We start from the raw sequence: 12912 nt of genomic DNA on the forward strand, positions 1-12912 counted from the left end.
CTCAGGAAAATGCGAGGTTACCGGTTCGGTCCTCGCACCAGGGACAGGAAACGCTGCTGCTCCGCCGGATTGTCGCGGAACATGCCGGTGAAGCGGCTGGTGAAGGTCGATGCACCATGCTTGGCAACGCCGCGCACCGACATGCAGGTATGCTCCGCCTCGATCAGCACGGCAACGCCGCGGGGCTTCAGCACCTCGTCGATCGCAGCCGCGACCTGCGCGGTGAGATGCTCCTGGGTCTGCAGACGGCGGGCGAAGATATCGGTCAGCCGCGCCAGCTTGGAGAGGCCGACGACGCGCTCCACCGGCGTATAGGCAATATGCGCCTTGCCGTAGAACGGCATCATGTGATGCTCGCACTGCGAGGTGAACTCGATGTCGCGGACGAGGACGAAATCGTCGTAGCCGGCGGTCTCGCCGAAGGTGCGGTTCAGCACCTCGGCCGGGCACTGGTGGTAGCCCTGATAGAGCTCGTCATAGGCCTCGACAACGCGGCGCGGCGTGTCGAGCAGGCCCTCGCGGCCGGTGTTCTCGCCGATATAGGCGAGCAGCGTCTTCACGGCGTCCTCCGCCTCCGCCCGCGACGGGCGCGGCTGGTCGGCGCGGACGGCCGCCGTCATGAATTCTGAGGGGTCGAGCTCGCCGGGCTTCGCGTCGGCCGGCTTGTTGGGGCGAATCGATTTGATCAAGGCGTCCATGTCTTCTCCGTTCGACCGGCCCTCGGATTTGACCTTGGTCCGGATGTGTCACCGGGCAGACGGGGCGGATGGTTCGACCGCCGGGCGCCTGAGTCCCACAATTGTAGCACCGCCGCGGCGCAGGTGGGCCGCGGTGGCTGCATGGCCGGGCTATGTTTCCGGCGTTGCCGTTCATATATAGGACGGTGCAACCCAGCCGCCAAGAGCGCCCGGCACCGCCGGAACCAGGCATCTGTCCCCATGCTGAACGACATTTACAACAAGCGGATCATCGAGTTGGCCGGCAATATTCCGCGCCTCGGACGGCTGGCCGACCCGGACGCCAGCGCCACCGCCCACTCCAAATTGTGCGGTTCGACCGTCAAGGTCGACCTCAAGATGGACGGTCCCGTGGTGACGGATTTCGCCCATGACGTGAAGGCCTGTGCGCTCGGCCAGGCCTCCTCCTCGATCATGGCGAGCCGGGTGGTGGGCTCGACCGCGGACGAGCTGCGCGAATTGCGCGAGACGGTCCGCAAGATGCTGAAGGAAAACGGCCAGCCCCCGCAGGGCGGCAAATGGGCCGATATCGCGCTGCTCGAGCCGGTGCGCGACTACAAGGCCCGCCATGCCTCGACCCTGCTGACCTTCGATGCCGTGGTCGATGCGATCGGCCAGATCGAGGCCAAGGCGAAGCAGCCGGCGTAAAATTGCATGTCAGGTCATTCCGGGGCGATGCGCAGCATCGAACCCGGAATCTCGAGGTTCCCCGATGCGCAATTGCGCATCTGTGGTCCGCTTACGCGTCCCGGAACGACGCGACAATGTGCGTTCTTACTGCGCGGGCTGGACCGGCGCCGGCGCTGCGCTGCCGCCGGTCGGCACCACGACCTCGGCGGTCTTGGTCGCTCTCGCCTGCGACGCCTCGCCCTCCATCGCGCTGCTCAAGAAGCGATCGTTGTTCTTCGGCTTCGCCTCGGCGACGGGAATAGCGTTGTCCTTGCTGTTGTCCTGCCGCGGCAGCACGTCGGCAACCGCATCGGTGGTGATGAGATTGGTCAGCCGCAATTCGGCCGCCGACAATTCGTGCAGGTCCTCCCACGGCGGCACGCTGAGCGAGAGCGCCAGCAGATCACCCGCGCCGCCCATATCGAAGGTGTATTTGGCAAGACGGCCGATATCGCGCTCGACGATCATCAGGTCCTGCGCGGTGTAGCTCGCCGCCTTGGCGTCGTCGGCGCGATCGCCCATCCAGATCTGATGTACGCGAACATGGGCGGCCGGCGGAACGTAGCGCGTCTTGCCCGACAACAGCAGGAACACGCACATCGACTCGCAATAAGCATCGGGCAGAACGCTCGCGCGGCCGCCCTGCGCGGCCTGATTGACGACGCTGGTGCCGACCGTGGTCAGCACGCCGAGACCGCGGAAGCGGCGGCCGAGCGCGATCGCGTCGTTGACCGAGCCGCCGCTGGAATCGAGCACGATGGTGGCGCCGTTGAGCTGGCGGCCGCGCGCGAACTCGTCGAATTCCCTGGGACTATCGGCCGTGATGATGCCGACCGCGGACACCCAGCCGCGGCAATTCGGCTGGCAGGCGATCCAGCTGAACTTCATCGGCAGCTTGCGCTCTTCGAGGGTCGAATTGGCCTGCGCGGAACCGCCCGCCATGGCGGCGGTGCCGGAAACCGCGAAGCAAAGAGCAACGGCGCCGGTAAGCGCCCAACTGCGCAACGAGAGCGACTTGACGAGCCTCAATTTGGTTCCTTCCCCCAAGCCCTTGGTGATGCGAGCGGTGGCAATGGCCCCATGGCAATGCGCCACGATTCTGTCAGCGGCGCGTTATGGGAACGGTAGCGTTGCTGACCCGGACCGTCCATAGAGCCCTTGCTGCAGCGCCATCGGTGCTGTGCAATAATAACGAACTGTGGCGTAAATATCTGCAAGAAAACAGTTCCTTGGCTTGGAACCCCCGCAAGACTACGTACATACTTGCGTATGCCGCCGACAGACCATTCAACGACACACCATCCACGATGCATGGACTGTGCCAGCACCATGCGCCGCTTGCCGCGCAACCTCGGCCGCGCTTTGATCTGGATCTACCGGCACACGCTGTCGCCGCTGGTCGGCTACAACTGCCGGCATCTGCCGACCTGCTCGGTCTATGGCGACGAGGCGATCGAACGCTTCGGCCTGTGGGGCGGCGGCTGGATGACGCTGGCGCGGCTGCTGCGCTGCCAGCCCTGGGGAACATCCGGGATCGATAATGTCCCGCTCACGAAGCCGCGCGGGGCACGCTGGTACCTGCCCTGGCGCTATGGCCGCTGGCGCGGCGTCAACGAAGGCTGACGCGGCGCCAACAACGGTTGACGCGGCGGCGTCAACGACAATTGATCGGTTGCTGCGGCACGTCCAAGCGCAGCGCGCATTGCTGCCCGGCGGAACTGTGGCGATAGTTGGCGCATTGTTTCATTGCCCCCTTTGGGGAGGAAACAACAATGCGCTGGAAAATCAGCCACAACGGTCATGATCCCCGGCAGATCGACTTGCTGGCCGTGCTTGCCTTGCTCGTCGTGATCGTCGCCGCCTACGGCTACTTCACCCACAATCCGAACAAGCCGAGCACGACGGCGTTCATCGTGCCCAGCCAAAGCGTGAGGTGGTGACGCGCAGTCGAGCTCCCTGATGTTCCGCACGCGGATCGTTGTTGGGATGCTCTCGCGAACACAAACGTGAAAGCCAACCGTTCACTCGGCTGCGGCGGTGGCGGCCGTCCGTCGCGGCCGCGTGACGACCACGACCGCGAGCGCCGCCGCGACGAAGGCCGTAGCCACGTAGCCTGCGCTGTGCAGCCATTCGCGGGCGAACAGCAAGCCGCCGATCGCGGAGCCGATGGCCTGGCCGATATACAGCACCGAGGTATTGAGCGAGACCGACGCCGAAGCGAGCGCCGGCGCCGCACCGACCAGGCGTACCTGCTGCATCGAATTGGTCGATGCAAAGCCGAGGCCCCACACCGCGACGGAGGCGGCCATCAGGGCGTAGGCGCCGGCGCTCAGCGCCCAGCCGGCGACGCCTGCGAGCAGTAGCACGGTGAACAGGACCGAGGTCCTCCAGGCGCCCCAGGAATCCACCACGCGCGTTGCGATCACGATGCCGACGAACCCGAAGATGCCGTAGAGCGCGAACACGATCCCGACGGCGTCCGCATTGGCGCCAGTCAGTTTGGCGAGCAGCGGCCCCATGAAGGTGAACACCACGAACTGGCCGGACATCTGCAGCGTCGTGATCGACAGCAGCAGAATGACCATCGGATTGCGGCCGAGATCGACCCAGGTTCGGAGATCAACCGGCGCGCCGTGCAATCCGCCTGGCAGCCGCCACCACAGCAGCAGGGAACTGACGAGCCCGGTCAGCGCGATCGCGCCATAGGTCGCGCGAAAGCCGTAGCGGCTTGCGATGAAGGTGATCAGCGGCAGCCCGATCGCGGCGGCGAGCGACCAGCCGAGAAAGATGTAGGCAATCGTGCTGCCGCGCTTCTCCACCGGCACGATCAGTGCCGCGGTGCCCGCCGCCTGCGGCGTGTAGAGCACGCCGACCGCGAGCATCACCAGCCGAATGATCAGGAGGCTGTCGTAGTTCGGCACGAAGGCGGATGCCGCATTGGTCAGCGTCAGCACCAGCAGCGTCGCCATCAGCAGCGCCCGCCGCTCGATCCGGCTGGTCAGCCACGCCGTCACCGGCGAGCCCACGCACAGCACGATCGCGCCGAAGGTGATCAGGAGACCCGCGGTGTGGATCGTGACGCCGAGTCCGTCGGACAACTCCGCCAGCATGCCGGCCGGCGCCAGCACCGAGCAGCCGGTGACGATGTTGCCGAGCATCAATGCAGTGGGGGCGAAGCGTTTCACGCCGCGGTGTTAGCAGACTCCGAGATCGATGCAACTGCATCTAAATGCATGGCACCTGATCGAACGGCGCCTCTTGCGCTCATGGCGACGGTGACGCCGCCGGCACGGCGCTGACGCTCGGCGACGCGGCGGCCGGCAACGGGCTCGCAGGCTTCGGACCGGCGGTCGCTGCCGGGCACGATGCCAGAAGCTGCGTCCACCCCTGCTCCAGCCCGATGGTGCCGATATCGAATGTCGCAAGGCCGGACTTGGTGTCTGACTTGACGTCAGACTTGGCGTCAAGCTTGGCGTCGGCTGCCGGCGGGCTTTCGCCGATCTGCAGATGCGGGGCCGCGAGCATCGCCTTGACGGTGTCCGAGGTCACCGCCTCGCTCCAGACCTCGTATTTGCCGAACCGCGCCGACCGGCCGAATGCAACGGTCTTGGTCGCGCCGGCCATCATCAGCACCGTGCTCTTGCCGGCTGCCCCCTCCTCGAACTCGCGCACGAACATCAGCCGCCCGCGATCCTTGCTCTCGCAGAACAGCCGCCACTCCATCATGCGGAACGCGCTGCCGTCGGCCCTTTTCTGCTGCACGATCTTGCGAACGTAGGGCCGTGTCTCCTTCTCCACCGCCCACAGGGTTTCCGGCAGCGGCCGCGTATCGATGCCGAATCGATAGAGCTCCGGCCGCGTCAGCACGTGCAGGTCCTCGAACTTCACGGACTTGATGAGGTCGCTGAGCTCATGGCTGATGCCCATCGCCGCGAGGAATACATTGCGGTCGCGATCGGCGCTTACCATCTCGCGCCGCCTGAAGTCCGCGACGACCTGCGCAGGCGGATGCCCGTGGACGACGAACATCAGCTTGGAGTTATGCACCGCGAGCACCGAATCGGGCGCCACTTCGCGGCTGGTCGCGCCCAGGAACAGATAGGCGCAGGCCGAGACGCACATCGCGTTGCGCGTGGCGAGCTCGGCCTCGACCTCGCCCTTGGCAGCCTTGATCTTCAGGCAGGCGGCGTCGATCTGCGCGCCTGTGGAACAGGCCGGCACGACGGTACGGCCGACCCGGGCGATTGCCTTGTGCGCGCGCAGGAACCGCGCGATCCCATAGGACTGCTCGACGTTTCCGCCCGGCGAATGAAGGTAGATCGGAAGCTGCCTGTCCTTGACGGCAAACAGGAAGGTGCGAATCCGCTGCGCGGCTTCCCGATCGATCTCGCCTTCGATCGCGATCCAGCGATCGCAGCCGGCGCCGCAGGCGTTCGCTGGCCCATGGGCGAGATAGATGGTCAGCTTCTTCGCAAATCCGGCCTTCTGGACCGGTGTTTCTTCCGCCCGCAACACGCCCGGGATCAGAAGCAACGCCACGAAAAACAGGAGACGGGAAAACATGAACCTTGCGGATCGCGCGATGGCGGAAAACGGACGCCGGACGTTAGACGATGATCGGCAGCGTCGCAACGATCCGTGGCGTCGCCTGCAGCCGAGCCTTGTTCAAATCCGTGCGGCCGGTGGCCCATTTTCTTGATATTGCCGGATTGCAGGCGTCAAATCCCCTGCTATACCGCTGCTTTCCGCTTACCTGCGCTCGTTCGCAGGAGTGAGCTACAGGAGTCACCATGGCAGAAACGCCACCCAAATCCGAATCCGGATTCCAGTACAGCCTCTCTAACCTCAAACCCGCAGAACCCGTGAACAAGATCGCCCTCACCTTCCCTGATGGAGCGAGGCGCGATTTCCCGAGAGGGACCACCGGTCTCGACATCGCCAAAGGCATTTCGCCCTCGCTCGCCAAGCGCACCGTCGCGATGGCGCTCGACGGCACGCTTGCCGACCTCAATGATCCGATCGAGGCCGATGCCAAGATCGAGCTGATCGGCCGCGAAGACCCGCGCGCGCTGGAACTGGTCCGGCACGATGCCGCGCATGTGCTGGCGGAGGCCGTGCAGTCGCTGTGGCCGGGCACCCAGGTCACGATCGGCCCGGTGATCGAGAACGGCTTCTACTACGACTTCTTCCGCAACGAGCCGTTCACCCCGGAAGATTTTGCCGCGATCGAGAAGCGGATGCGCGAGATCGTCGCGCGCGACAAGCCGTTCACCAAGGAAGTCTGGGATCGCGAGAAGACCAAGCAGGTGTTCCGCGACAAGGGCGAGGCCTTCAAGGTCGAGCTGGTCGACGCCATTCCCGGCAACGAGCCGATCAAGATCTACTTCCAGGGCGACTGGTTCGACCTCTGCCGCGGCCCGCACATGACCTCGACCGGCAAGATCGGCAACGCCTTCAAGCTGATGAAGGTGGCGGGCGCGTATTGGCGCGGCGATTCCAACAATCCGATGCTGACCCGCATCTACGGCACGGCATTCGCCAGGCAGGAAGACCTCGACGCCTATCTCAAGCAGATCGAGGAAGCCGAGAAGCGCGACCACCGCAAGCTCGGCCGCGAGCTCGACCTGTTCCACTTCCAGGAGGAAGGCCCGGGCGTGGTGTTCTGGCACCCCAAGGGCTGGACCATCTTCCAGCAGCTGATCGCCTATATGCGGCGCCGGCTGCTCGGCGACTACAACGAGGTCAACGCTCCGCAGATCCTCGACAAGGCGCTGTGGGAGACCTCGGGCCATTGGGACTGGTACCGCGAGAACATGTTCGCGGCGCAGTCCGCCGGCGACGAGGCCGAGGACAAGCGCTGGTTCGCGCTGAAGCCGATGAACTGCCCGGGCCATGTGCAGATCTTCAAGCACGGGCTGAAGAGCTACCGCGACCTGCCGTTGCGGCTCGCCGAGTTCGGCGTCGTGCATCGCTACGAGCCGTCGGGCGCGATGCACGGCCTGATGCGGGTGCGCGGCTTCACCCAGGACGACGCCCATGTGTTCTGCACCGAGCAGCAGCTCGCCGACGAGTGCCTCAAGATCAACGACCTGATCCTGTCGACCTACGCCGATTTCGGTTTCGACGGCGAGCTCACCGTCAAGCTCTCGACGCGGCCGGAGAAGCGGGTCGGCACCGACGAGATGTGGGATCACGCCGAGCGCGTGATGGCGACGGTGCTGTCGGAGATCAAGGCCAAGGGCAGCAACCGCATCCGGACCGAGATCAATCCGGGCGAAGGCGCGTTCTACGGACCGAAGTTCGAGTATGTGCTGCGCGACGCCATCGGCCGCGACTGGCAGTGCGGCACGACCCAGGTCGACTTCAACCTGCCGGAACGGTTCGGCGCGTTCTACATCGATCATGATGGCTCGAAGAAGGCACCCGTCATGGTGCACCGCGCGATCTGCGGTTCGATGGAGCGCTTCATCGGCATCCTGATCGAGCACTATGCCGGCAACTTCCCGCTCTGGCTGGCGCCGACCCAGCTCGTCGTCACGACCATCACCTCCGAAGGCGACGAGTACGCCAAGGTGGTGGCGGCCGCCGCGCGCCGCGCCGGGCTCCGGGTCGAGATCGACCTGCGCAACGAGAAGATCAACTACAAGGTCCGCGAGCACTCGCTGGCCAAGATCCCGGCCCTGCTCGTCGTCGGCAAGAAGGAAGCCGAGACCCACTCGGTCTCGGTCCGCCGCCTCGGCAGCGAGCGGCAGACCGTGATGCCGACCGATGAGGCGATCGCCGCGCTGGTGGATGAGGCGACGCCGCCCGACGTGAAGCGGGCGCGATCCGTCGCCTGATCTTCACAATCGGTCTAAACTGGCTTTCATTGGCTTGGTCGTGTCCCCATCTTGGGGGCACGACTCCCCTTGAAGGACATTTCCGTGCCCGATGCCATTGAACTCCTGAAGACGCGCCGCTCGATGAAACCGCGCGAGATGACCGGCCCGGGCCCGTCCGCGGCCGAGCTCGAGACCATTTTGACGATCGGCGCACGCGTGCCTGACCACGGCAAACTCGCGCCCTGGCGCTTCATCGTGTTCGAGGGCGATGCCCGCGCGCGGGCCGGCGACGTGATCGCAAAGGTCTTCGCCCGGAAGAATCCCGGGGCGCCGGCCTCCGACATCGAGGTCGAGAAGAAGCGCCTGACCGACGCGCCGCTGGTGATCGGCGTGGTCTCCTTCACCAAGCCGCACCCGAAGGTGCCGCCGTGGGAGCAGGAATTGTCGGCGGGCGCCAGCGCGATGAACATCGTTACCGCGGCGACCGCGCTCGGCTACGGCGCCTGCTGGCTGACCGGCTGGTTTGCCTTCGACCGCGACGTGCTCGACGGCCTCGGCCTGAAGCCGGACGAGAAGCTCGCCGGGCTCATTCACATCGGCACCCCGACTAGGCCGAGCGAGGACCGCCCGCGCCCGGCCCTGTCGGATATCGTGACGCGGTTCTAGGGTACAGCCTTGTAGCCCGCATGAGCGGAGCGATATGCGGGACACTCGTCCCGGGTGTCGCTTCGCTCACCCGGGCTACAAAAGCCCTCGCCATTGTCGGGCATGACGACTACGCCGCCTTCGACGCACGCTCCGCAAAGCCGCTCAGCAAGGCCGCGATCTCGCCGGCCGGCCGCGCCGCGCTGAACAGAAATCCCTGCACCTCGTTGCAACCTTCGGCGCGCAACCAGTCGAGCTGGTCTGTCGTCTCGACCCCTTCCGCGGTCGTGGTGATCCTGAGGCTGCGGCCAAGGCCCGAGATCGCGCGCACGATCGCGAGGCAATCGGAGCGCCGCGCCAGATCCTTCACAAAGGAGCGGTCGATCTTGATCTTGTCGAACGGGAAGCTGCGCAGATAGCTCAGCGAGGAATAGCCGGTGCCGAAATCGTCCATCGAGATGCTGACGCCCAGCTCGCGCAGCTGATGCAGGATCGCGAGGTTGGCCTCGGTTTCCGCCAGGAACACCGACTCGGTGATCTCGAGCTCGAGCCGCCGCGCCGACAGGCCGGAATGCGCCAGCGCCGAGATCACGGCCTGGACCAGATTGCGGCTGCGGAACTGCACCGGCGACAGATTGACGGCGACCTTGACGTCGGCGGGCCACTTGATCGCCTCCGAGCAGGCTTCGCGCAGCACCCATTCGCCGAGCGCGACGATCAGGCCGATGTCTTCGGCAACCGGGATGAACTCCGCAGGTGAGACCATGCCCTTGTGCGGGTGCCGCCAGCGCAGCAGCGACTCGAAGCCAGAGATGCGGTCGGCCGCGATGTCGACCAGCGGCTGGTAGTGCAGCTCGAACTCGCCGTTGCTGAAGGCCGCGCGCAGATCGCGCTCCATGTCGCGGCGCTTCTGCGCCTGCTGATCCATCTCCGGTTCGAAGAAGTGGTGCACGCCGCCGCCCTCGGACTTGGCGCGGTACAGCGCCATGTCGGCATTGCGCATCAATTCTTCCGACGTCGTGCCGTCACCCGGTGACAGCGCGATGCCGACGCTGGCACCGACCACGACCTCGAGCCCGTCGATGTTGTAGGGCGCGCTCAGCGCTTCGATCAACCGTTCGGCGAAAGCGCTCGCCTCGTTCGGCGAAACGTCGGCCGCAAGCACGATCGCGAATTCGTCGCCGCCGAGGCGGGCCGCCACATTGTCGTCGCGGACCACCTCGAGCAGCCGCTCCGCCACCAGCTTGAGCAGCCGGTCGCCCATCGGATGCCCGAAGGAGTCGTTGACGTTCTTGAACAGGTCGAGGTCGATGCACATCACCGCGACGCGCTTGTTGCCGCTCCGGCCGCGCTCCAGCGCCTCGCGCAGGCGCTCCTGGTAGAAATCGCGGTTCGGCAAATTGGTGAGACCGTCATGGTGCGCCATATGCGCGATCCGCGCTTCGGCGGCGCGGCGCTCGGTGATGTCGACCACCGCGACCAGATAGCCGTCGCGGCCCTCGAACGCCACCTTGCGCCCGAAGGTCAGCACGTGGATCTCGCTGCCATCGGCCCTGATGTGCCGCCAGTCGCGGCTCGATTGATAGACGTCGCCGATCTCGCGCAAGGCGGCGCTGTGCACGCTCCACTCATCCACCGGCCAGATCTGGCGCAGCGTCATGCCGAGAAACTTTTCCCGGCTGTATCCATAATGCTGAACGGCGGCGTCGTTGACACTGAGGAATTCCATCGTGCCGGCGTCGAACACCCACATCGGCATCGGGTTGTTCTCGAACAGCAGGCGGAACGACAGCTCGCGCTGCTTCAGCGCGGTGACGTCGGAGACGGTCAGCGACAGCATGTCGCCGAACGCCGTGACGCCGAGCCGCAGGCAGCGATCGCCGCTGTCGATCTCGAACTGCCCGCCCGGGCCGCCGCCGACAAATCCACGCAGACGGCTCATCACCGCTGACGCCGCAAGCGGATTGCCGCCGGTGCTGAGCCGGCGCCACAGCAATTCGGTCGCAGGCTGCATCAGCAGCCTTGCGGCGCCCTGGTTGAGATGCACGATCTGGAAGTCGGCCGGCTCGCCGCGCGCATCGCGGATCGCGGCGAGCGACAGCACGCCCTCGTCGGTGGCCGAGAAAATCATATCGAGCAGATTGTACTGCGCATTGCGCTCGTTGACATAGACGCCGACCAGGATACCGCCCCAGCGCGACCGCGTCGGCAGCGCCAGCACGTCGAAGGTCCGCACCAGCCCGTCGCGGACGCAATGCGCCGACGCCAGATAGGGCCGGCAGTTCTCGCGCGCGTTTGCGGCCGCTTCGGTCAACGCGGTGGCGCAATCCGGCGGCAGGGCGCTGAGCGGAATGTCCCAGCGCTCGTCGTTCAGCCATGTCTGGACATAGCGGCCGGCATGCGAGACGCTGAGCATGCCATCGACGCTCCGCAGCAGCACGATATGATCCGCGAGCCGGCCGAGACTGCCGAGCATCACGTCTTCATAGTGCGGCAGCTTTTCGCCGGGACGGACCGCGGCCTGCCACTTGCGTTGCAGAACCGGTACGTCGGCGAACATCTCGGAATTGAATTTGGCCGATGCTTTAGCTGATTTCTTGTTGGCCATGACCATGGCGCGCCCCACGCAAACACTAGTCCCCACGGCATCCAAGTCATGCCGCGGCTTAACGTCATGTAAAAATAGGCAGGCCCGGTATCGCCGCGAGCGATTATGACGGCTCAAATCCGCGCGATGGTTAGTTCACATTAGAGACTATGACAGCTGCATGAAATGCAGGACCGGCCGGACGTCAGCGCGCCACGACCTCGACTTCGCCATCGACACCGTTGACGACATTGAAGGGGCGCTCGAACACCTTGCCTTCGTTCTTGGCGATCGCGCGATACTCGCCCTCGGAGAGCACGACGCGCGGGAACGCGCCGATCGATTCCTTGATCACGTCGCCGCCCGGCGTGATCACCGACCAGGCGGTGTTGGCAAGCGCCTCGCCGCCCCGCTCGCTGACCAGCTTGAGGGTGATGACGGCGGCGCGATGGGTGACGGTGACGTCGGTCAGCTTGCCCGCCCCGACGCGAATGTCGGAGCGCACCACCGAGTTGGCGTCGCCATAGTTGGAGACGATGTAGTAGGTGCCCTCGGGCAGCAGCGCGACGTCGCCGGCGGCAACGTTCGGCACCATCGGTCCACGGTCCGAACCGTCGAACTGGCTGCCCTTGTAGATCGCAAACGAGATCTGGTTGGCGGGGATCTTGCTGCTGCCGACCCGACCCTCGATCCGCAGGCCCCCGGCCGGCAGCACGAAGGACTCGCGGTCGGTCTCCGACTTCAGGCTGACGGCGCGCACTGCGCTGACGAGGCCGAGCGCGACATGGACGACATAGTTGCCGGGCGGCAGCACCACGTTGGGCGTCGCCCCGCGCTCTTCGCGGACCAGCTTGTAGGTACCGTTGTCGTCAGGCTTGTCGGCGAACACCCGCCACACCAGCCCGGCATTGATGACCGGCAGGTCCTTGCCGTACCGCGCCGTCAGCGACAGCACCGCCTGCCCCGCGGCCGGCGACCCGGCCGGCGGCGCTGCTACCACCGGCGGCACGGTCGCAATCGACGGCTGGACGATGGTCGGCTGGTTCAGCGGACCAGGCAGAACGGGCCCTGAACCGCCGCCCGATGGCGGCGCCAGGTTGAGCGCCGGACCGGACGGCACCTCCGGGACCGAGGCGGGCGGAATCGGCGGCGGCCGGTCGCTGAAGAACTGTGCAGATACGGAACCGGGGATCAGGGCGAGCAAAAATGCCGCAAGCGTCAACAGCGGAAGGAGCCGCATGCCCCGTCCGCATCCGCCGATGCCGTTGCCCCTCGAAGTCATCATCATGCTTTTCAACGAAAACGCGGCAAATTCAAGCCTTCGTCCAAGGGGATCCAGGGGGCGTCCAAGGCTTTGTCACAGTCCGGGTGGGCGGTGTCCGCCATTTGGAACCGCGCGATCAAGCCGATGTTAGCCCTATCGTCGCGGTCCAGTCACATTCCCTGCCTACCG

11 protein-coding genes are annotated in these 12912 nt (G+C 65.6%); 5 read left to right on the forward strand and 6 right to left on the reverse strand.

What is annotated here, in order from left to right; translation table 11 throughout:
• Nucleotides 1-17: 17 nt before the first annotated feature.
• Nucleotides 18-698, reverse strand: coding sequence for a GTP cyclohydrolase I FolE (folE, locus tag ACVMIH_RS12710; protein WP_016843918.1), 681 nt, complete (start codon nucleotides 696-698; stop codon nucleotides 18-20).
• Nucleotides 699-938: 240 nt separating this feature from the next.
• Between folE and ACVMIH_RS12715 the strand changes: the two genes are divergently transcribed.
• Nucleotides 939-1385, forward strand: coding sequence for an iron-sulfur cluster assembly scaffold protein (locus tag ACVMIH_RS12715; RefSeq protein ID WP_057019663.1), 447 nt, complete (start codon nucleotides 939-941; stop codon nucleotides 1383-1385).
• 126 nt (nucleotides 1386-1511) lie between these two features.
• On the opposite strand, the gene ACVMIH_RS12720 is transcribed toward ACVMIH_RS12715, so the two are convergent.
• On the reverse strand, nucleotides 1512-2435 hold the full coding sequence (locus ACVMIH_RS12720) for a COG3904 family protein (protein WP_057019664.1): 924 nt from the start codon (nucleotides 2433-2435) through the stop codon (nucleotides 1512-1514).
• 282 nt (nucleotides 2436-2717) lie between these two features.
• On the opposite strand from ACVMIH_RS12720, the gene yidD reads away from it, so the two are divergent.
• On the forward strand, nucleotides 2718-3029 hold the full coding sequence (gene yidD, locus ACVMIH_RS12725; protein ID WP_057019665.1) for a membrane protein insertion efficiency factor YidD: 312 nt from the start codon (nucleotides 2718-2720) through the stop codon (nucleotides 3027-3029).
• Between the two features lie 149 nt (nucleotides 3030-3178).
• Nucleotides 3179-3346, forward strand: a complete 168-nt coding sequence (locus ACVMIH_RS12730) for a hypothetical protein (RefSeq protein WP_016843922.1) — start codon at nucleotides 3179-3181, stop codon at nucleotides 3344-3346.
• An 81-nt stretch (nucleotides 3347-3427) separates the two neighbouring features.
• Here ACVMIH_RS12730 and ACVMIH_RS12735 read toward each other — a convergent pair whose 3' ends face one another.
• Together ACVMIH_RS12735 and ACVMIH_RS12740 are read right to left on the reverse strand one after the other, a co-directional pair.
• Nucleotides 3428-4564, reverse strand: a complete 1137-nt coding sequence (locus tag ACVMIH_RS12735; RefSeq protein WP_456866466.1) for an MFS transporter — start codon at nucleotides 4562-4564, stop codon at nucleotides 3428-3430.
• Between the two features lie 106 nt (nucleotides 4565-4670).
• Complete coding sequence (locus ACVMIH_RS12740) at nucleotides 4671-5969, reverse strand: ATP-dependent Clp protease proteolytic subunit (RefSeq protein WP_456862058.1); 1299 nt, start codon at nucleotides 5967-5969, stop codon at nucleotides 4671-4673.
• Between the two features lie 227 nt (nucleotides 5970-6196).
• On the opposite strand from ACVMIH_RS12740, the gene thrS reads away from it, so the two are divergent.
• Both thrS and ACVMIH_RS12750 read left to right on the forward strand, forming a co-directional pair.
• Nucleotides 6197-8245, forward strand: a complete 2049-nt coding sequence (gene thrS, locus ACVMIH_RS12745) for a threonine--tRNA ligase (protein WP_456862060.1) — start codon at nucleotides 6197-6199, stop codon at nucleotides 8243-8245.
• Between the two features lie 84 nt (nucleotides 8246-8329).
• Entirely contained in the window at nucleotides 8330-8893 is a 564-nt protein-coding gene (locus ACVMIH_RS12750) for a nitroreductase family protein (protein ID WP_057019692.1), read from the forward strand.
• A gap of 109 nt (nucleotides 8894-9002) precedes the next feature.
• Here the strand turns inward: ACVMIH_RS12750 and ACVMIH_RS12755 are convergent, their stop codons facing one another.
• Together ACVMIH_RS12755 and ACVMIH_RS12760 are read right to left on the reverse strand one after the other, a co-directional pair.
• Nucleotides 9003-11486, reverse strand: a complete 2484-nt coding sequence (locus ACVMIH_RS12755; protein ID WP_456862062.1) for a putative bifunctional diguanylate cyclase/phosphodiesterase — start codon at nucleotides 11484-11486, stop codon at nucleotides 9003-9005.
• Between the two features lie 178 nt (nucleotides 11487-11664).
• Nucleotides 11665-12741: a hypothetical protein gene (locus ACVMIH_RS12760; protein ID WP_028342693.1), complete on the reverse strand. Its 1077-nt coding sequence runs from the start codon at nucleotides 12739-12741 to the stop codon at nucleotides 11665-11667.
• Nucleotides 12742-12912: the final 171 nt, after the last annotated feature.

It is taken from the genome of Bradyrhizobium sp. USDA 4503 (assembly GCF_054055815.1).

Excerpts from the sequence above, each read along its gene's own strand:
- folE (WP_016843918.1), bottom strand. The coding sequence starts at position 698 with ATGGACGCCTTGATCAAATCGATTCGCCCCAACAAGCCGGCCGACGCG.
- ACVMIH_RS12715 (WP_057019663.1), top strand. The coding sequence starts at position 939 with ATGCTGAACGACATTTACAACAAGCGGATCATCGAGTTGGCCGGCAAT.
- yidD (WP_057019665.1), top strand. The coding sequence starts at position 2,718 with ATGGACTGTGCCAGCACCATGCGCCGCTTGCCGCGCAACCTCGGCCGC.
- ACVMIH_RS12730 (WP_016843922.1), top strand. The coding sequence starts at position 3,179 with ATGCGCTGGAAAATCAGCCACAACGGTCATGATCCCCGGCAGATCGAC.
- ACVMIH_RS12735 (WP_456866466.1), bottom strand. The coding sequence starts at position 4,564 with ATGCTCGGCAACATCGTCACCGGCTGCTCGGTGCTGGCGCCGGCCGGC.
- ACVMIH_RS12740 (WP_456862058.1), bottom strand. The coding sequence starts at position 5,969 with ATGTTTTCCCGTCTCCTGTTTTTCGTGGCGTTGCTTCTGATCCCGGGC.
- thrS (WP_456862060.1), top strand. The coding sequence starts at position 6,197 with ATGGCAGAAACGCCACCCAAATCCGAATCCGGATTCCAGTACAGCCTC.
- ACVMIH_RS12755 (WP_456862062.1), bottom strand. The coding sequence starts at position 11,486 with ATGGTCATGGCCAACAAGAAATCAGCTAAAGCATCGGCCAAATTCAAT.
- ACVMIH_RS12760 (WP_028342693.1), bottom strand. The coding sequence starts at position 12,741 with ATGACTTCGAGGGGCAACGGCATCGGCGGATGCGGACGGGGCATGCGG.